Genomic DNA, 18,047 nt, shown 5'->3' with positions numbered 1-18,047 from the left:
GTGGCTCGCGCGGCGACGACGGTCGCAACGCCCAACCCGCTGCGTGATGAGCGCGACAGCCGGGTTCCGCGTATCGCTGGACCGTGCAACGTGGTGATATTCGGCGTAACCGGTGACCTGTCGCGGCGCAAAGTGCTGCCGGCCATCTATGACCTGGCGAACCGGGGGCTGCTGCCCCCGGGCTTCTCGCTGGTCGGGTTCGCGCGCCGGGACTGGACCGACGAGGACTTCGCGAACCTGGTTCACGAGTCCGTCACGGCCTCCTCGCGGACGCCGTTCCGCGACGAGGTGTGGCAGCAGCTGAAGGAGGGTCTGCGTTTCGTCCACGGCACCTTCGAGGACGACGCGGCCTTCCACAAGCTGGCCACCACCCTCAAGGATCTGGACCGGGATCGCGGGACGGGCGGCAATACCGCCTTCTACCTGTCGATTCCGCCGTCCGACTTCCCGATCGTGCTCGAGCAGCTCTCCAAGAACGGGCTGGCCAAGGCCACGGACGCCCCTGCGGGGCAACCGGATCCGTGGCGGCGCGTGGTGATCGAGAAGCCGTTCGGGCACGACCTGGCCAGCGCCCAGGATCTGAACGCCTTGGTGAACACGGTCTTTCCGGAGCGGTCGGTGTTCCGCATCGACCACTACCTGGGCAAGGAGACGGTGCAGAACATCATGGCGCTGCGCTTCGCCAACCAGCTGTGGGATCCCATCTGGAACGCCAACTATGTCGACCACGTGCAGATCACCATGGCCGAGGACATCGGGTTGGGCGGGCGCGCAGGCTATTACGACGGCATCGGCGCGGCCCGCGATGTCATCCAGAACCACCTGTTGCAGCTGCTGGCGTTGACGGCGATGGAGGAACCCATCAACTTCACGCCCAAGGCGCTGCAGACCGAGAAGATCAAGGTGCTCTCGGCCACCAAACTGGTCGAGCCGCTGGACGAGACGACCGCCCGCGGCCAGTACACCGCGGGCTGGCAGGGCAGTGAGCCGGTCGTGGGTCTGTTGCAGGAGGAGGGCTTCGACCCCAACTCCCGCACCGAGACCTACGCCGCCATCACCCTGGCCGTGCAGACCCGCCGCTGGGCGGGGGTGCCGTTCTATCTGCGGACCGGTAAACGCCTGGGCCGCCGCGTCACCGAGATCGCGGTCGTGTTCAAACGCGCCCCGCACCTGCCCTTCGACCAGACCATGACCGAGGAACTCGGACAGAACGCGCTGGTCATCCGGGTGCAGCCGGACGAGGGCATCACCATGCGATTCGGGTCCAAGGTGCCCGGGTCGTCGATGGAGGTGCGCGACGTGAACATGGACTTCAGCTACGGCGAGGCGTTCACCGAGGACTCCCCCGAGGCCTACGAGCGGCTCATCCTGGATGTGCTGCTCGGGGTGCCGTCGCTGTTCCCGGTCAACGAGGAAGTCGAATTGTCCTGGCGCATCCTCGATCCCGCGCTCGAGCACTGGGCCGAGACCGGCAAGCCCGATCCGTACGAGGCCGGCGGCTGGGGTCCGGATTCCGCCGACGAGATGCTCGCGCGCAGCGGGCGGGAATGGCGGCGACCGTGATCATCGACATGCCCGACACCGACACCCGCGAGGTGTCGAAACGCCTTGTGCAGCTGCGCGAATCCAATGGCGTGGTGACCATGGGGCGGGTGCTCACCCTGGTGGTGTGCACGCTGGACAGCTCCGAGGCCGAGGACGCCATCGACGCCGCCAATGACGCCAGCCGCGAGCACCCGTGCCGGGTGATAGTGCTGGCGCGCGGTGACCGCATGGCCCAGACGCGCCTGGACGCGCAGATCCGCGTCGGCGGCGACGCCGGGGCGGCCGAGGTGATAGTGCTTCGGCTGCAAGGGGATCTGGTGCCCCACGAGTCCAGCGTCGTCATCCCGTTCCTGCTGCCCGACACCCCCGTGGTGGCGTGGTGGCCGCGGGGCGCGCCGGAGTTCCCGTCCAAGGATTCGGTGGGCCGCCTGGCGACCCGCCGCATCACCGACGCCACCTTCGCGCCGGATCCACAGGCCACCATCAAGGGCCGTCGCCAGTCCTACGCGCCCGGCGACACCGATCTGGCGTGGAGCCGGGTCACCTATTGGCGGGCGCTGCTGGCGGCGGCGCTGGACGAGGCTCCGTTCGAACCCGTTGAGTCGGTGACGATCTCGGGTCTGAAGGAAGAACCGGCGCTGGACATGCTGGCGGGCTGGCTGGCCGCGCGGCTGGACTGCCCGGTGGTGCGGCGCACCGGCGAGCTGAAGGTGGAGATGCACCGGTCCTCGGTGGCGATCTCGATCGCGCGCCCGCAGCACGGACGCACCGCGACCCTGACCCGCACCGGCGAACCCGACCAGCGTTTCGCGCTCGCCCGCCGCGAGACCAAGGACTGCCTGGCCGAGGAGTTGCGGCACCTCGACGCCGACGACATCTACGCCGAGGCGCTCACCGGACTGGAAAGGGTGACCTATGAGTAAGCCCGCCGTCGAAACCTTCTCCGGCACCGACGAACTCGTGATGGCCGCGGCCGCGCGCTTCGTGTCCGAGGTGGTGGAGGCACAGCGGCTGCGCGGGTCGGCGTCGGTCGTGCTGACCGGCGGCGGCACCGGCATCAAGCTGCTGGAGTTGGTACGGCAGGCCCCCGGTGACATCGACTGGGCCAATCTCGACGTGTTCTGGGGCGACGAGCGTTTCGTCCCGACGGGCGACGCCGAGCGCAACGAGCTCCAGGCGCGCGAAGCCCTGCTCGACCATGTCCCGGTCGACCCGGCCCGCGTCCACCCCACCGAATCCTCCAGCGGCGACTATCCGGACCCGCTCGAGGCCGCGGGCGAGTACTCGGCCACCGTGCACGCCTACCTGGCCGAACACGGCGCGTTCGACCTGCACCTGCTGGGCATGGGCGGTGAGGGCCACATCAATTCGCTGTTCCCCCACACCGACGCCACGCGTGAGGAACACGAACTCGTGGTCGCCGAAACCCACTCCCCCAAACCGCCCGCCGTGCGGATCACCTTGACCCTGCCCGCGATTCGCAAGGCGCGCCACGTCGTGCTCATCGTCTCCGGTGAGGCCAAGGCGGCAGCGGTGGCCGCGGCGCTCAACGGCGCGTCCCCGCTGGACGTTCCGGCGGCGGGTGCGATCGGCAGTGAATCCACCACCTGGCTCCTCGACGAGGCGGCCGCGGCGGACCTCCCGCACTAGCGGCCCGCACACCGGAGGGGTCGCGATCGAGCCGATCGCGACCCCTGCGCGTTTTTCCCGTCCGTTGTCCTGTCACGATCGGTCGTCGCCGACGATCGATAGCCGCTGGCGGCCCACACGATCGACGTCGACTTCGGCGGCGGGCGCGTTCGGTTGTGGCGACAGCGATCCGGCTGCATGGCGGGTGCCCGCACCGAAATCTCCGGCTCATCGCTTCCGCCGTGGCGAGTGTGCGCGGTCGGATCAAAGCGACGGCGATCCAGTGAACACGGGTGGGCGGTGGGCGCGCTCACTGAATCCTCATGGGGCGGCGGGGATCATCGGGCTCATGAAGTCATGGTCGGTGCGGCGCGGCCGCTTGCTCGCGGTGGTGGCCGTGTTCGTCGGCGCGCCGGTCTGCGCGGAATATCTTGCCGCGTATATGGAGGAGACCGGGAAGCCGGGGGCGCTGATCGCGGCGCTGGTCGTGCTCGGGCCGCTGTACGGCGGGGCCGCGCTGCTGATTCGGGAGGTCGCGGTGCGGCGCGGGCTCGGCTGGAGCGGGATCCTGTTGCTGGCGGCCGCGTTCGGGCTGGCCATGCCCGGGCTGCTCGATCTGACGCTCTACGGGGATCTGCACTCGGGGGTCGGCGATTTCGACGAAGTGCGGCGGGCGACGATGCTCGGGCCGCTGGGCATCAGCGCCTTCGCCACGCTGTCCTACGTCTCCACGCATGTGCTGATCAGTATCGGTGCGCCGTTGGGGGTGCTCGACGCGCTCGCGCCGCGTTACCGGGGCCGGCCGCTGCTGAGCGGTAAGGGCATGGTCGTGGTGGCGGCCCTCATGTTCTGGGCGGCAGCGCTCGTCCGGGCCGATGCTCGATTCGAGGGGTATCACGCGTCGACGGCACAGACCTCCGGTGCCGCCGCGGGAGTGATAGTGCTGGTCGTGCTGGCGTTCACCCGCCTCGGCCGACCGGTCACCACCGGTGACGGCAAGCCCGTGCCAGCGGTGTGGCTCGTGCTCGCGGGTGGGCTCTGGCTTTTCGCCACCGACAACGTGCCTGCGACCTGGCTCGGTGTCGCCTTGCTCGTCGCTCTCTTCGCCGCGGCGGTCCTCGCGATCCGGTACTGGTCACACCGAACCCGCTGGACCGCCGCGCAGATCGGCGCGCTCGCGGCCGGCGCGCTGATCGCCCGGGCCCTGGCGGGGATACTCGCCCCGCTGCCCGTCGGCGTGGACTATGCCGCCAAGGCCACCCAGAGCATGCTGCTGTTCGCGGCGACCCTGGTCGTGGCGTGGCTGGTCCTACGCCACACCGGGGCGCGCTTCGGACGTCGCACGGTAGCGCCCGGTCCCGGAAACGGGTAGTCGGCTACTCACGATTAGCTGGTAGAAGGCCCTTAGCGTCGGGGAAGTCGCCGAAAGGCTCGGCGTGGGAGGGGAAGAAATGATCGACATCATCACCTTGCGCGGCACCGGGGAGCAGCGCAATTCCGATGGCACACCCGCGGGCATGCTGCACGACGTCGCCAAACTGCTGGACACCGACAAATTCACCACGTTCGAGCCGGATTGGCCCGCGTCCATCGGGCCCGACCCGAACACGTGGGGGCCGTCGCTGGACACTTCGGTGCGATTGGGGGTCGCCGCCGGTGTCGAGGCGTTGCAGGATTCGCCGAATGTGTGTGGGCTGCTGAGCTATTCGCTCGGCGGGATCGTGGCGAGCACGATTCTGGAAGGCGTACGCGCCGGGGTCTACACCAACACCGACGATTCACCCTTGGAGATCGCGTTCGTGGTGAACATCGCCAACCCGATGCGGCGGGCTGGTCAATCGGTCGGAAATCTGTGCCCGCCGACGACTTACGGATTGCACAAGCAGCGCGGAAAGTGGCCGCTCGGCATCGACGTCCGTGAGTACGCCAACCCCGACGACATCATCACCTCCTCCCCCGCCGATTCGCCCCTCCGCGCCATCGACACCGCGATCTCACCGTTCTCCCTGGTGGAGGGCGCACGAATCGGCAATCTCACCCCGGTGATCTTCCACGAACTCCTGAATTTCCTCCTCCTGGACCCCATCACCAATCTCGACCGCTACACGGCGGCGGTTCGCGGCGTCCTCGGCTACCTGACGCCTTGGCCCGATGGTCAGCACGTCCTCTACTCCGGCCACAACCTGCCCGGCACCGACGTCCTCTGGACCACCCACGCCGCGAACTACCTCAACGCGAATTACTGACCGCCCCACCCGGTTTCCGACCCTGCGACGGCGGGGTCGGACCAGATGTCCATGGGGATGGTTTCGGTGGTGCGGCCGGATGAATCCAGGACTCGGCCCATGCGTTTGAGGAAGCGCAGGACGATCGAGGTGCCGAGGATGGTGAGGCGGGGCGCCGCGGCGGCCAGGCGGGATTCGGTGAGCGGGACTTCGTGGATGGTGGGCAGGGAGAAGCCGATAGCGAGGTTGGGCTCGCCACCGGAGACGCGCAGGCAGACGCGGGCGCCGGGAACGCCGAGGAGGGATTCGACGGTGGCGCGGTCGTTGGGGTCGGCGCGGGCCCAGATCCACATGCCCACGGGCCAGCTCGACAGCGACAGGGCCAGGTCGCAGCGGAGCACGAGACGGCCGCCGGTGATCATGCCGTCGAGGCGGCGGCGAATCGTGCCGACGGTGAGGCCGGTTTCGTGCGCGAGGTCGGACAGCGGGGTGCGGCCGTCGTGGCCCAGGCGCAGGATCAGGGTGCGGTCGGTGGCGTCGAGGGGACGAGGGACCGGCGGGCGGGCCGGCCAGGGGCGGATGCCCTCCATCAGGCGGGCGCGCTGCGCGGCGTCGAGGACGTTGAGTTGCCATTGGTCGCCCATGCGGTGGACGCGCGTCACGAGCATGGTGCTGGTGGCGGCGACGCCGGGGACGGCGGACAGGGATTCCAGCAGCAGTCGGGAGAGGGCGACCAGGCTGGGCACGTTGATCAGCAGCGACAGGTCGTGACCGCCGCTGATGTGCTCGACGCTGAGCACGTGCGGCCAGCGGGCCAGGTGTTGGGCGGTCTCGTTCACGGCGCCGTTGGCGCAGCTGACCAGGACGATGGCGAGGCAGGCGTCGGGTAGGCCGGTGGCGCGGCCGCTGACCCAGGCCGCGCGCGCCGTGCTCAGCCGCTGCCAGCGCCGGGCCACCGTCACGGGGTCGACGTCGAGGACCGCGCCGAGGCGCTGCCAGGTGGCCCGCGGTGCGATCTCCAGGCAGTTGATCAGCGCCAGATCCAGTTCGTCCAGCACGATTCCAGATTCCTGCATATAGGCACCAATTTTTCGAAGATCCTGCGGATTCACGAGTTCTTCGGCAGGTCTGGACATCCTGTCACGAATTCGCACGACAGGAGGGACGCGCTGATGTGGACGATGCCGGAAACCCATGCGCTGCACAGGGATCTGGTCCGATTGCGGCGGGAATTGCATGCCGACCCGGAGGTGGGTCTGGCGCTGCCGCGCACGCGGCGGCGGGTGCTGGACGCGCTGGCCGGGCTGCCGCTCGAGGTCACCCGCGGGCGGGCGATCGGGTCGGTGACGGCGGTGCTGCGGGGTGCGCGCCCCGGTCCCGCCGTGCTGCTGCGCGGCGACATGGATGCCCTGCCGCTGACCGAGCTCACCGGACTCGACTATGCCTCGGACAACGGGGCGATGCACGCCTGCGGGCACGATCTGCACACCGCGATGCTGGTCGGCGCCGCACGCCTGCTCTGCGCCCGCCGGCACGAGTTGAGCGGCGACGTGATCTTCATGTTCCAACCCGGCGAGGAGGGGGTGGACGGCGCCGCGAAGATGATCGCCGAGGGTGTCCTGGACGCGGCGGGATCACTTCCGGTGGCGGCCTTCGCGATTCACGTCATGTCGGCGCGATTCCCGCACGGGGTCTTCACCACTCGCCGCGGGGCCCTCATGGCGGGGGCCGATCTGCTGTCGGTGACCGTGCACGGCAGCGGCGGTCACGGGTCGGCTCCGCATCTGGCCCGCGATCCGCTCCCGGCCGCGGCCGCCGTGGTCGCTGCGCTGCCGGGGCTGCTCACGCGGACCGTCGATCCGTCCGGGACCGCGGTGCTGACCATCGGCGAAATCCATTCCGGCACCGCGGCGAACATCCTTGCCGAGCGCGCCGAACTGCGCGGGACCCTGCGCTGGCATGATGTGCGCACCCGTGACGCCCTGCGGTCCGGTTTCGGCGACGTGTGCCGCTCGATCGCCCACGCGTACGGGGTGACCGCCCACCCGGAGGTGCGCGAATACCTCGACGTCACCGCCAACACCCCCGCCGAAGCGGACTTCGCCGCCGCGGTGGCGGCCGACTTGCACGGCCCCCACCGATACCGCGATCTGCCCCAACCGCTGTGTGCCGGAGAGGATTTCTGCCGCGTGCTCGATCACGTTCCCGGTGCGATGATCCTGCTCGGCGCCTGCCCCGCGGATCTCGATCCGACGCAGGCTCACGACAACCACTCGCCGTACGCGGTTTTCGACGACGCGGTCCTCACCGACGGCGCTCTGCTCTACGCCGAACTCGCGGCCCGCAAACTCGCCACGACCGGCACCGTCGCCCTCGATCACCCCATCGCCCACACCGCTTGAGGTCTGCCATGTCCACCACCGCCTCGGCCGCCCAACCCGGCCGCACCCAGCCCACCAGCGCAGCGAATCCCACCACCGAATCCGGCCTGCGGACGACCGCCACCGAGATTGTCCAGCTGCCCGAATCCCCTTCCGCCGCACGCGGTTCGCAAGAACACCCACGTGCCTGGCGCACACTGCTCTCCACGGGCGGCGGGAACGCGCTCGAATGGTACGACTGGGCGATCTTCGGGACCTTCTCACCGTTCTTCGCGCACGCGTTCTTCCCCGCACGCACCGGCACCCTGGCGTTGCTCTCGGCACTGATCGTGTTCGCGGTCGGATTCGTCGTGCGGCCGATCGGCAGTCTGATATTCGGCTGGTATTCGGATCGACGGGGCCGGCGGGCGGCACTGATCGGATCCATCGCCCTGGCGGCCGGCGGGAGCTTGCTGATCGGGATCGCTCCCACCCACGCGTCGATCGGCATCGCGGCGCCGGGCCTGCTGGTCGTCGCGCGGCTCGCGCAGGGACTCGGCCACGGCGGTGAAATGCCAGCTGTGCAAACCTATCTCGCGGAAGCCGCGCCGCCGCGACGGCGAGGACGATGGGCCAGTTTCATCTACGTCTCGGGCACGAGCGGAATCGTGGCCGCGACCATGCTGGGCGCCGTGCTGTCCGGCGTGCTGAGCAAGCCCGAGATGAGCGCATGGGGTTGGCGGGTGCCCTTCGTGCTGGGCGGGGTCGTGGGGATCTACACGCTCGTGATGCGACTACGCCTGCCCGAAAGCGCCGCCCAGGCGTCCGCCACGAGCCGGGTTCGACTGTGGCGGGGGCTGTGGGAGCAGCGCGCGGCGTGCGGGCGGGCCTTCGGGCTGACCATCGGCGGCACGGTCGCGTTCTACCTCTGGGTGATCGGCACACCCACGCAAGCCGTTGCCGCACACCGCATCCCGGCCGCACAGGTGCTGTGGATCAGCGTACTGGCCTCGGTGTTCATGATCGTCTTGCTGCCGCTGTTCGGCATCCTCTCCGACCGTATCGGCCGACGACCGGTGTTGCTGTTGTCCAGCCTGGGCACCGCGGCCGTGGTCTTCCCCGCGACCACGCTGCTCGCCCGCGGTCCCTGGCAGCTGGCGCTCGCCCTGCTCCCGGCGATGCTGTTCCTGGCCCCCTTCGCCGCCGTCGTTCCAGCGGTCTACGCCGAGCTGTTCCCGGCCGGAATCCGCGCCACCGGAAGCGGTCTCGGTGCCGCGGTGGCCACCGCGGCGTTCGGCGGCACCGCACCCTACTTGCAGACCTGGCTCGGCAGCTCCGGCCACGCGTCACTGTTCGCCGGGTACGTGGTCGCGCTGATGCTGGCCAGCGCCGCGATCGCCTGGTGGGCGCCGGAAACCCATGCCATCGACCTTGTCGCGGAATAGGAATCGGGAGCGCTCGTTGCGCTAGCGGGATTCGAAGTCTTGCCAGATGTCGGGTGGGACGGTGGCTCGTGAGCGGCCGTGGCGGTCGAGGATGTGGCCGAGGAGTTTTTCGTGGCGCAGGGTGATGGCGCGTTCGGTGACGGTCAGGTCGGGATGCATTGTGGCCAGCTGATTTTCGAATCGGGTGACCTCGGCGACCGAATGCAGGCCGGCCTGGAGGATCAGGTTGTTGGGTGCCGCTCACTGCGGCGCGGGATTCCGGGAGGCGGATCGGATCGTGGCCGATGGCAGGGAAGGCTGCGGTCGGCGTGGTCACGCAAAATGTGACCACGCCGCCCCGCGTTCAGTCAGTCGTCAGCGAATTCGACGATACTCACCGGAAACGGCAGTCGCTGTTCGACTTCGGCCCATCGCGACTTGTTGGCGGTAATGATCTCCCAGTCCAGATAGCGTGCAACGGCCACCGTGTGGGCCGCTGGCATATCGATTGGTTCGACAGCGGCGGCGAAAACATCGGCCAGTTCCTCGGCGTCGTTGATCGTGGCGAGTACCGCGATCTGAATGGACTCGAGATTCTCGACGATGCCAATGACCTGTGCACGCTGATCGTCAGATAGGCCCGCAAAGCCCGCGGTCAGCGCCAGAATCGGGACGGCAACGCGGATATCTCGACCATGAAGGACGGCAATCAGGTTCGAGACATTCGGATCGCCGAAGGCATACGCGTGGATGATTGTGTCGTCGAGAACATAGCCAAGACTCACTCTTTCGCCGCCTGTCGTTGTATCAGCCTCGCCTCGAGCCGATCCGCCTGCCGCTCGGCCCACGCGACCGCGTTCGCATTCCGCCGATCAGCGGCGATGCGAGCCTCCCAGGCCAACCGGTTGCGGCTCTGTGCCGACTTGTAATGGGCGATCAGCCGGTTGATCACCGCGTCTAGCGACTCGCTCGGCCTAGCTAGCGCCTGCAATTCATCCCGAGTGGCCGGACGCGTCGTGATCGTGGTCTTGTTCTCAGCCATGCCGATCAGCATACCGGTAATGCTTGAAGCATTACTTGATTTCTCGTGCGAAGTCATCGGGCCGCTGCCGCATTCCTTACCGGCCGGTAGGGTCTGGCGAAGAAGGATCGGCGCTCCGAGCAGGTGCGTGAACAAGGAGGTTGCGCGTGGCATTCGGTGATTTTCAGAACGAGATCTACTTCAACGGGTTGCGCGGGGTGGTTCCGACGATGCCGGTGAGCTTCGCGGAGTTGGCGGAGCGGGCGCAGGCCGCGATGCCGCCGTCGGTGTGGTCGTATGTGGCGGGCGGCGCCGGGGATGAGCGGACGCAGAACGCCAATGTGGCCGCGTTCGACCGGTGGGGCGTGATTCCGCGCATGTTCGTGGGGGCCAAGCAGCGGGATCTGTCGGTGGAGCTGTTCGGGATGACCTGGCCCGCACCGGTTTTCATGGCTCCGGTCGGCGTGATCGGATTGTGCGCGCAGGACGGGCACGGCGATCTGGCCACGGCGAAGGCGGCCGCGCGGACCGGCGTGCCGATGGTGGCCTCGACGCTGACGGTGGATCCGATGGAAGAGGTGGCGGCCGAATTCGGTGAGACGCCGGGCTTTTTCCAGCTCTACACCCCGACCGATCGCGAACTGGCGGCGAGCCTGGTCGAGCGCGCGGAGCAGGCGGGCTACAAGGGCATCGTGGTCACCCTCGACACCTGGGTCACCGGCTGGCGGCCGCGGGATCTGTCGACCGGGAACTTCCCGCAGTTGCGCGGGCACTGCCTGGCCAACTACTTCACCGATCCGGTGTTCCGGGCGGGCCTGGCGCAGTCCCCCGAGCAGGATCCGCAGTCGGCCATCCTGAAATGGATTCAGGTCTTCGGCAATCCGCTGACCTGGGACGACCTGCCGTGGCTGCGGTCGCTGACCACGCTGCCGCTGATCGTGAAGGGCATCTGCCATCCCGAGGACGCCCGCCGCGCCAAGGATCTGGGCGTGGACGGCATCTACTGCTCCAATCACGGTGGCCGCCAAGCCAATGGCGGGCTCCCGGCCCTGGACATGCTGCCCGAGGTGGTGGCGGCCGCCGACGGGCTGCCGGTGCTGTTCGACTCGGGTGTCCGTTCGGGCGCGGATATCGTCAAGGCCCTCGCCCTGGGCGCGAGCGCGGTCGGCATCGGCCGCCCCTACGCGTACGGGCTGGCGCTGGGCGGGGCCGACGGCATCGTGCACGTGCTGCGCACGCTGCTCGCCGAGGCGGATCTGATCATGGCGGTGGACGGGTATCCGACGCTGAAAGACCTGACGCCCGAAGCGCTTCGCCCGGTCTCGGTCTAGTTCGCCAGGTAGGCGAATTCCGGGCAGAACGAGCCGATGGACGCGCCGATGATGATCGGGGACTGGTCGCCGGTGAACTCGGTGCCCTTGGTGATCCGATCGGAGATGTGGTCCAGCGAGCGCGGGTCGGCGGTGGCGCCCAGGAGGGTGTTGGTCTGCAGTGAGGCGCACACCGTCCGGCCCATCGTGACCGTTTTCGTCCGGTCCTGGAACCGGATTCCGGATCGCTGCAGGGTGGAGATGAACAGGTCTTCCGATCCCGGGCCGTCCGGAATGTCGGCGAAGGTGGAGATGATCGGTTTGATCGGCTGACGGGAGGTGGTGGCCGGAAGGCTCTGTGCGTCATCGGGTCTCGCGCAACCCGAGAGCAGGATCAGAAACGCCACCCCTATCGCACGCTTGTCCATGGTTCGAACCGTACGCCCGGGCCCATCACGAACCCGTCATGCGCGGATCACCGCGCTTCCCGGGATCACGGTATGCACTGTGCACGAGCCGGGACCGCGATCCTCCGGCAATCGGCCGAATTGTGCCCGAGGTCAGGTTTTTCCGTTTCGCGGTGTCCTAGAGTCCGTGGCCACCACCGTTCGGTGGTCTCACCGCGACCCAGGAATACCTATGCAAGCACGCGTTTTCCGTCGTCTCCTCGTCACCGCCGCCGTCGCCTCGGCCGCCGTGCTCACGCTGCCCAGCGCGGCGTGGGCGGCCGGGGCCATCGCCTTCGCACCGGCGGTCGATTCGCCCTCCGGTGGCTCGTTCCCGTCGTGGGGACCGGGTCCGGCCCCCTCCGGTATGGCCGCCGCCGACCTCGACGGCGACGGGAACATCGATATCGTGGCCGCCGACTTCCAGGGCGACGGGCCGATTCTCATGAAGGGCAAGGGCGACGGCACCTTCGCGCCGGGCACCCGGGTCGGCTCGGTCGGCACCGGGTTCGGCGCGGTCGCGATCGGCGACCTCAACGGCGACGGCAAACCCGACATCGCCGCCCAGTCGTGGACGCAGATCGTAGTGTTCCTCAACAACGGCGACGGGACCTTCAAGAAGGGCCAGACCTACACGACCATCGAAGGCGCGCAGCAGGAACTGTTCGTCGCCGACGTGAACGGCGACGGCAAGGCCGATGTGCTGAGCCTGCTGCCCACCGGTGTGCAGACCTGGCTCGGCAATGGTGACGGCACCTTGAAGACGGGTCCGGTGACGACCATCGCGGGCACGCCCGCCGCCTTCATCCTCGGCAAGTTCCACGCCGGCGGCAAGGTCGACATGGCGATCAACAACGATGTGACCCAACAGGTCGAGGTGTTCTTCGGCAACGGCGACGGCAGCTTCACCCGCAAGGGCGCCAGCACCAGCGGCCTGATCACCGAGGACATCCGCGCCGCCGACTTCGACGGCGACGGCATCGACGATATCGTCACCGCCGACTCGTTCTCCTTCAGCACCACGCTGCTGGTCTCCGACGGTCAGGGCGGGTTCAGGAAGACCAATCGCCTCAACCTGTCCGGCCTGGGCCCCGACAGCATCGCGGTCGGCGACTTCAACCATGACGGCCACATGGACGCGGCCATGTCCGCGGTCCTGAACTCCAAGATCGTCATCTTCACCGGCAACGGCGACGGAACCATCACCAAGACCGGCGAATACGACGTCACCACTCAGCCGCAGACCCCCGTGGTGGCCGACTTCAACAAGGACGGCAAGCCCGACATCGCGGTGGCGGGCGACGCCAACACGGTCAGCTTCCTGAAGAACATCTCGTAATCCCCACGCGCATGCACTGCGGGACATGGCTTCTCGGCGTTCGCCTCCCGCGGTGCATGCTCGTCGGCTAGTCCTGGATGCGGCGGAAGGGGCGGGCGGCTTCGAGGGCGTAGGCCAGTTCGAGCAGGGTGCGTTCGTCGCCGTGGGCGGCGGAGAAGAGCACGCCGATCGGCAGGCCCTCGGCGGAGGAGCCCAGCGGCAGCGAAAGTGCCGGTGCGCCGGTCACATTCGCCAGCGGGGTGTAGGTGACATAGTTCAGCAGGCGGTCGAAGACCTCGTCGAAGGGCTGGTCGGGGCTCAGGTAGCCCAGCGGGGGCGTCAGCGAGGCCAGCACCGGGGACACCACCAGTTCGACGTCGCGGAACGAGGCGGCGTAGGCGTGGCGGGTGCGCGAGAGGCGGTACAGGACCGCGGGCGAGCGCAGCGCCGAGCCGCGGAAGCGGGCGGCCAGGCCCTTGGTGAACGGGTCCAGCCGCGACGGGTCGAAGGACCGGTCCAGGGTCAGTTTCCCGGTGCGGCCCAACAGGTATGCCAGCATCGCCCAATAGGTCGCGAAGTCCTCGGCGAAGCCCCGGTCCACCGGATACCCGATCGGCCGCACCTCGTGGCCGAGCCCCTCCAGCAGCTTGACGGTGTCGTCGAGCACGGCGCGAATCTGCGGATCCAGCGGCGCACCCGTGATCGGTTCGGTGAGCACCCCGATCCGCAGCCTCCGCTGCGCCGGACCCTCCACCAACCCCACCGGCGGCAGGCCCGGATTGCGCCAGAACCGTTCGGCCGCGGCGAAATACGTGGCGGTATCACGCACCGTGCGCGTGAGCACCCCTTCCGACACCAGATTGATCGGCATCGACCGCGCCTGCGGACCGTCGATGTGCCGCCCGCGCGTCGGCTTCAACCCGACCAGCCCGCAACAGGCCGCGGGAATCCGGATCGAGCCGCCCCCGTCGTTGCCGTGCGCGATGGGCACCACTCCCGCTGCCACCAGTGCGGCCGACCCGCCCGAGGACGCGCCGGAGGAGAATTCCGGATCCCAGGGATTGTGCGTCGGTTCCGCCAGCGCGAATTCCGTGGTCGCGTTCAATCCGAACTCGGGCAGCGTCGTCTTGCCCAGCACGGTCATCCCACTGCTCAGCAACTGTTTCGCATAGGGCCCGTTCGCCTTCGCGGGCCGCGCCCGCCACGCCACACTCCCGTGCTGGGTGGGCACCCCCGCCAGATCCGTATTGTCCTTGACATAGGTCGGCACCCCGAACAGCAGCGCCTCCCGATCCCCCGACACCACCGGCGAATCCATCGCCACCACCACCGCGTTCAACACCGGATTCACCCGCGCCGCCCGCTCCTGAGCCGCCTTGGCCACCTCGGAGGCGCTCAACTCCCCGCGCCGGATCAGCTCGGCGATCCCCACGCCGTCATGCTCGCCGAGCGCATCATCGGTGAAAGCGTGAACTCGCGCAGCCATGAGCGGGCCTCCCATCGACCTCGTGAACCCGACTTCCCACCGACCCTACCCAAACTGGACGATCGAACAGAGGATTCGACGGGCGCGGACCGCCGAAGCGCCGGCCGACGCCCAAGGCGTCGTTCGTGATTCGGCAGCCCGTATCCGGTGTCGCCGGTTCAGGAGAGCTCGAGGCTCTTGAGGGCGTCGAGCAGGAAGGTGTTCACCGCGTCGGGGCGTTCGAGTTGGACGAGGTGGCCCGCCTTGGGGATTTCGACGACCTCGCGGAGGTCGGGGACGTTGGCGCGGAGGGTGGCGAGGGGGTCGCGGCCGCTGAAACCTTCCATGTCGGGGTCGTTTTCGCCGTAGAGGAAGAAGGTGGGGACTTCGATCTTGGCGTCGGCGTATGCCGCGGTGAGTTCCCAGTTGCGGTCGAGGTTGCGGTACCAGTTGAGGCCGCCGGTGAAGCCGGTGCGTTCGAAATCGGCGGCCAGGGTGTCGAATTCGGTCTGGGAGAGCCAGGGCCAGGGCAGGGCGGGGGCCTGCGGGAGGGCGTCGAGGTAGCCGATGCCGGGCGGGTTCTTCCAGGTGTCGAGGTAGTGGTAGTCGCCGGAGAGGGAATAGTAGACACGGGTCAGGAAGCCGCGGGGGTCGGCGGCGAGTTCGGCGTCGGCGATGCCCGGTTCCTGGAAGTAGGACAGGTGCAGGAAGTGGCGTTCGGCCGCGTGGGTCCAGAACGCGGACGGGGCCTTCGGGGGACGGGGGGCGAACGGGTTGTTCAGGACCATGGCGGCCGCGACCCGGTCGGGGTGGCGCAGGCTCAGTTCCCACACCAGTTGTGCGCCGAAGTCGAGGCCGACGAAGACCGCCTGCCGCGCGCCGATGTCGTCGAGCAGGGCCATGAGGTCGCCGATAACGGCCTCGTTGGTGTAGGCCGCGGGGTCCTCGGGGGCGTCGGTGCGGCCGTATCCGCGCAGGTCGGGGGCGATGGCCCGGTACCCGGCGGCGGCCAGGGCGTCGAGTTGGTGATGCCACATGAACCAGGTGTGCGGGAACCCGTGACAGAAGACGACCGGGTAGCCCTCGCCCGTGTCCGCGACGTGCATGCGGACCTCCCCGGTGTCGATCGTCCGATGTGTCAGTTCCACTCCGCCTCCAATTTCTAGAACACGTTCCTATTTCAAGGTAATGTCCAGAGGTCGTGAGCGAAATACCCAAGATTCTGGCCGGAAAGGTCGCGGTGGTGACCGGAGCCAGCCGCGGCATCGGCAAGGGCATCGCCCTGGAGCTGGGCGCGGCCGGAGCGACCGTGTACGTCACCGGGCGCACCGTCACGCCCGGGCACCTGCCGGGCACCGTGGCCGCCACGGCCGCCGAGATCACCGAACTCGGCGGTGTCGGGGTGCCGGTGGTGGTCGACCATCGCGACGACGCGGCGGTGGAGAAGCTGTTCGCTCAGGTCCGCGACGAACAGGGCCGCCTGGACGTGCTGGTGAACAACGTCTACAACTCCCCCGCCTCGGCCCGCTGGATCGGGCGCAAATTCTGGGACGTGCCACCCAAAGCCTGGGACGAAGGCTTCGACATCGGAGTCCGATCCCACTATGTGGCAAGCGTTTTCGCCGCTCCCCTGCTGATCGAGTCGCAGGGCCTGATCGTGAGCGTGTCCTCCCCCGGCGCGACCCGCCAGATGCACAATGCCGTCTACGGTGTCGGCAAGGCCGCCGTGGACCGGCTCACCGCCGACTTCGCTCACGACCTCGAGGGTACCGGCGCGACCGCGATATCGATCTGGCCGGGCATCGTGAACACCGAACTGCTGCAACTGGTTCCGGCCGACGCGCAGGGCCGCCGCCTGGTCACCCTGCCCGGCGAGGGCACCTTCGATCTGGACCTGGCCGAGACCCCGCACTTCGCCGGGCGCGCCGTGGTCGCGCTGGCCGCCGACCCGGATCGCCTGGCGCGCACCGGAAAAGCCTGGAAGGTCGCCGACCTCGCCGAGGCGTACGGCTTCACCGACCTCGACGGCCGCGTCCCGCGCGCCGACTAGACAACACGAATTACGTTCCCGAAGAACAGGAGTGGACAACCCTATGCGACGCGTTTTCGTCGTCGGCGTGAACATGACGCCGTTCGTCAAGATCGGTTCCCGCGAGTGGACCTACCCGGAGATGGTCGCCGAGGCCGTCAACGGCGCGCTGAAGGACGCGGGCGTCACCTACGACCAGGTGCAGCGGGCCGCGGTCGGCTACGTCTTCCAGCCCTCGGCCGCCGGGCAGCGCGCGCTCTACGACATCGGCCTGACCGGCATCCCGATCGTGAACGTGAACAACAACTGCGCGACCGGTTCGACCGCGCTCATGTTCGCCCGCGAATGGGTCGCGGCGGGCATCACCGATGTCGCGCTGGCGGTCGGCTTCGAGCAGATGACCAAGGAGGCCATGGCCGGTCCGGCCACCAAGCCCAAGGTCACCACCGTCGACCACCACCTGAAGGTGAACAAGGAGCACTTCGAGTTCTCCGCGGCCCCGATCACCACCCAGTTCTTCGGCAACGCCGCCATCGAGCACATGAAGCGCTACGGCACCACCGCCGAACAGCTGGCGGCGGTCGCGGTCAAGAACCACCAGCACTCCACCCGGAACCCCCTCGCTCAGTTCCAGGACGCCTACACCCTCGAGCAGGTGCTCGGCGACAAGCCGGTGCACGGCCCGCTGACCCGTTCGCAGTGCTCGCCCATGTCCGACGGCGCGGCCGCCGCGGTCGTGGTGAGCGAGGAGTTCGTCAAGGCCCACGGACTCGAGGGGCAGGCCATCGAGATCCTGGCCCAGGAGCTGGCCACCGACGACGGCAACGCCTTCTCCACCGGTTCCATGATCGACGTGGTGGGTGCGCCCATGACCCGCGCGGCGGCCGGAAAGGTGTTCTCCCGCGCCGGAATCGGCGTCGCCGACGTCGACGTGATCGAGCTGCACGACTGCTTCTCCATCAACGAGCTCATCACCTACGAGGCGCTGGGCCTGTGCGGCGAGGGCGAATCCGGTGCGCTGGTGGAGTCGGGCGCGACGACCTACGGCGGCACCTGGGTGGTCAACCCGTCGGGCGGCCTGATCTCCAAGGGCCACCCGCTCGGCGCGACCGGCCTGGCCCAGTGCACCGAATTGAGCTGGCAGCTGCGCGGACTCGCGGGCGAACGCCAGGTGGCGGGCGCGCGCACCGCGCTGGCGCACAACCTCGGCCTCGGCGGCGCGGTCGTCGTCACCCTGTACGCGGCCAATACCCTGTGACACCAGGGGGTTCGGGG

General features: G+C 68.6%; 18 protein-coding genes. 11 read left to right on the top strand and 7 right to left on the bottom strand.

Translation table 11 applies throughout. The annotated features are described in order from the left end of the window. From zwf to GPX89_RS12090, 5 genes are all read left to right on the top strand, one after another. Positions 1-1,563 carry a glucose-6-phosphate dehydrogenase gene (gene zwf, locus GPX89_RS12110; RefSeq protein ID WP_328601752.1) on the top strand — a complete coding sequence of 521 codons (1,563 nt, stop codon included), beginning with the start codon at positions 1-3 and terminating at the stop codon, positions 1,561-1,563. Then, positions 1,560-2,468: a glucose-6-phosphate dehydrogenase assembly protein OpcA gene (gene opcA / locus GPX89_RS12105; protein WP_328601858.1), complete on the top strand. Its 909-nt coding sequence runs from the start codon at positions 1,560-1,562 to the stop codon at positions 2,466-2,468. The genes zwf and opcA overlap by 4 nt, the downstream gene beginning before the upstream one ends. After that, positions 2,461-3,195: a 6-phosphogluconolactonase gene (gene pgl / locus GPX89_RS12100; RefSeq protein WP_157387569.1), complete on the top strand. Its 735-nt coding sequence runs from the start codon at positions 2,461-2,463 to the stop codon at positions 3,193-3,195. Before opcA ends, pgl begins: the two co-directional genes overlap by 8 nt. A 328-nt stretch (positions 3,196-3,523) precedes the next feature. Next, positions 3,524-4,546: a hypothetical protein gene (locus tag GPX89_RS12095; RefSeq protein ID WP_157387568.1), complete on the top strand. Its 1,023-nt coding sequence runs from the start codon at positions 3,524-3,526 to the stop codon at positions 4,544-4,546. 79 nt (positions 4,547-4,625) lie between these two features. Then, entirely contained in the window at positions 4,626-5,420 is a 795-nt protein-coding gene (locus GPX89_RS12090; RefSeq protein ID WP_157387567.1) for a hypothetical protein, read from the top strand. Here GPX89_RS12090 and GPX89_RS12085 read toward each other — a convergent pair. Continuing rightward, positions 5,414-6,475 (bottom strand): Lrp/AsnC family transcriptional regulator, encoded by a 1,062-nt coding sequence (locus GPX89_RS12085; RefSeq protein ID WP_198347372.1) that lies wholly within the window; start codon positions 6,473-6,475, stop codon positions 5,414-5,416. The two genes, GPX89_RS12090 and GPX89_RS12085, sit on opposite strands and share 7 nt — an antisense overlap. Positions 6,476-6,580: 105 nt before the next feature. On the opposite strand from GPX89_RS12085, the gene GPX89_RS12080 reads away from it, so the two are divergent. Together GPX89_RS12080 and GPX89_RS12075 are read left to right on the top strand one after the other, a co-directional pair. Beyond that, positions 6,581-7,801, top strand: coding sequence for a M20 metallopeptidase family protein (locus tag GPX89_RS12080; protein ID WP_235947087.1), 1,221 nt, complete (start codon positions 6,581-6,583; stop codon positions 7,799-7,801). Positions 7,802-7,809: 8 nt separating this feature from the next. Next, positions 7,810-9,204 carry an MFS transporter gene (locus GPX89_RS12075; protein ID WP_198347371.1) on the top strand — a complete coding sequence of 465 codons (1,395 nt, stop codon included), beginning with the start codon at positions 7,810-7,812 and terminating at the stop codon, positions 9,202-9,204. A gap of 21 nt (positions 9,205-9,225) precedes the next feature. Here GPX89_RS12075 and GPX89_RS12070 read toward each other — a convergent pair whose 3' ends face one another. The 3 genes from GPX89_RS12070 to GPX89_RS12060 all read right to left on the bottom strand — a co-directional run bounded on the left by GPX89_RS12070 (position 9,226) and on the right by GPX89_RS12060 (position 10,378). Next, a complete protein-coding gene (locus GPX89_RS12070) occupies positions 9,226-9,363 on the bottom strand; it encodes a hypothetical protein (protein WP_157387564.1) in 138 nt (45 codons plus the stop codon). 188 nt (positions 9,364-9,551) lie between these two features. Next, complete coding sequence (locus GPX89_RS12065; RefSeq protein WP_157387563.1) at positions 9,552-9,968, bottom strand: hypothetical protein; 417 nt, start codon at positions 9,966-9,968, stop codon at positions 9,552-9,554. Beyond that, a complete protein-coding gene (locus tag GPX89_RS12060) occupies positions 9,965-10,378 on the bottom strand; it encodes a hypothetical protein (protein ID WP_157387562.1) in 414 nt (137 codons plus the stop codon). The genes GPX89_RS12065 and GPX89_RS12060 overlap by 4 nt, the downstream gene beginning before the upstream one ends. Here GPX89_RS12060 and GPX89_RS12055 point away from each other — a divergent pair. Beyond that, a complete protein-coding gene (locus GPX89_RS12055) occupies positions 10,372-11,535 on the top strand; it encodes a lactate 2-monooxygenase (protein WP_328601751.1) in 1,164 nt (387 codons plus the stop codon). The two genes, GPX89_RS12060 and GPX89_RS12055, sit on opposite strands and share 7 nt — an antisense overlap. On the opposite strand, the gene GPX89_RS12050 is transcribed toward GPX89_RS12055, so the two are convergent. Beyond that, complete coding sequence (locus GPX89_RS12050) at positions 11,532-11,942, bottom strand: DUF732 domain-containing protein (RefSeq protein WP_157387560.1); 411 nt, start codon at positions 11,940-11,942, stop codon at positions 11,532-11,534. The genes GPX89_RS12055 and GPX89_RS12050 overlap by 4 nt on opposite strands. Positions 11,943-12,153: 211 nt before the next feature. Here GPX89_RS12050 and GPX89_RS12045 point away from each other — a divergent pair, with 211 nt between their 5' ends. Next, positions 12,154-13,299: an FG-GAP repeat domain-containing protein gene (locus GPX89_RS12045; RefSeq protein WP_198347370.1), complete on the top strand. Its 1,146-nt coding sequence runs from the start codon at positions 12,154-12,156 to the stop codon at positions 13,297-13,299. Between the two features lie 67 nt (positions 13,300-13,366). On the opposite strand, the gene GPX89_RS12040 is transcribed toward GPX89_RS12045, so the two are convergent. Together GPX89_RS12040 and GPX89_RS12035 are read right to left on the bottom strand one after the other, a co-directional pair. Beyond that, entirely contained in the window at positions 13,367-14,764 is a 1,398-nt protein-coding gene (locus tag GPX89_RS12040; RefSeq protein ID WP_198347369.1) for an amidase, read from the bottom strand. Positions 14,765-14,922: 158 nt separating this feature from the next. Further along, positions 14,923-15,849 (bottom strand): alpha/beta fold hydrolase, encoded by a 927-nt coding sequence (locus GPX89_RS12035; RefSeq protein ID WP_157388163.1) that lies wholly within the window; start codon positions 15,847-15,849, stop codon positions 14,923-14,925. A 95-nt stretch (positions 15,850-15,944) separates the two neighbouring features. On the opposite strand from GPX89_RS12035, the gene GPX89_RS12030 reads away from it, so the two are divergent. After that, complete coding sequence (locus tag GPX89_RS12030) at positions 15,945-16,793, top strand: SDR family NAD(P)-dependent oxidoreductase (protein ID WP_328601750.1); 849 nt, start codon at positions 15,945-15,947, stop codon at positions 16,791-16,793. Between the two features lie 43 nt (positions 16,794-16,836). Next, positions 16,837-18,030: a thiolase C-terminal domain-containing protein gene (locus GPX89_RS12025; RefSeq protein ID WP_157387557.1), complete on the top strand. Its 1,194-nt coding sequence runs from the start codon at positions 16,837-16,839 to the stop codon at positions 18,028-18,030. Positions 18,031-18,047 lie beyond the last annotated feature (17 nt).

It is taken from the genome of Nocardia terrae (assembly GCF_009760405.1).
GTDB lineage: Bacteria > Actinomycetota > Actinomycetes > Mycobacteriales > Mycobacteriaceae > Nocardia > Nocardia terrae.
Note: the sequence above shows the minus strand (reverse complement) of the source record. Positions and strands in the feature narration are given on the sequence as shown.

Excerpts from the sequence above, each read along its gene's own strand:
- GPX89_RS12025 (WP_157387557.1), top strand. The coding sequence starts at position 16,837 with ATGCGACGCGTTTTCGTCGTCGGCGTGAACATGACGCCGTTCGTCAAG.
- GPX89_RS12075 (WP_198347371.1), top strand. The coding sequence starts at position 7,810 with ATGTCCACCACCGCCTCGGCCGCCCAACCCGGCCGCACCCAGCCCACC.
- pgl (WP_157387569.1), top strand. The coding sequence starts at position 2,461 with ATGAGTAAGCCCGCCGTCGAAACCTTCTCCGGCACCGACGAACTCGTG.
- GPX89_RS12060 (WP_157387562.1), bottom strand. The coding sequence starts at position 10,378 with ATGCCACGCGCAACCTCCTTGTTCACGCACCTGCTCGGAGCGCCGATC.
- GPX89_RS12070 (WP_157387564.1), bottom strand. The coding sequence starts at position 9,363 with ATGCATCCCGACCTGACCGTCACCGAACGCGCCATCACCCTGCGCCAC.
- GPX89_RS12035 (WP_157388163.1), bottom strand. The coding sequence starts at position 15,849 with ATGCACGTCGCGGACACGGGCGAGGGCTACCCGGTCGTCTTCTGTCAC.
- GPX89_RS12090 (WP_157387567.1), top strand. The coding sequence starts at position 4,626 with ATGATCGACATCATCACCTTGCGCGGCACCGGGGAGCAGCGCAATTCC.
- GPX89_RS12040 (WP_198347369.1), bottom strand. The coding sequence starts at position 14,764 with ATGGCTGCGCGAGTTCACGCTTTCACCGATGATGCGCTCGGCGAGCAT.
- GPX89_RS12080 (WP_235947087.1), top strand. The coding sequence starts at position 6,581 with ATGCCGGAAACCCATGCGCTGCACAGGGATCTGGTCCGATTGCGGCGG.
- GPX89_RS12095 (WP_157387568.1), top strand. The coding sequence starts at position 3,524 with ATGAAGTCATGGTCGGTGCGGCGCGGCCGCTTGCTCGCGGTGGTGGCC.
- GPX89_RS12045 (WP_198347370.1), top strand. The coding sequence starts at position 12,154 with ATGCAAGCACGCGTTTTCCGTCGTCTCCTCGTCACCGCCGCCGTCGCC.
- GPX89_RS12050 (WP_157387560.1), bottom strand. The coding sequence starts at position 11,942 with ATGGACAAGCGTGCGATAGGGGTGGCGTTTCTGATCCTGCTCTCGGGT.
- GPX89_RS12085 (WP_198347372.1), bottom strand. The coding sequence starts at position 6,475 with ATGCAGGAATCTGGAATCGTGCTGGACGAACTGGATCTGGCGCTGATC.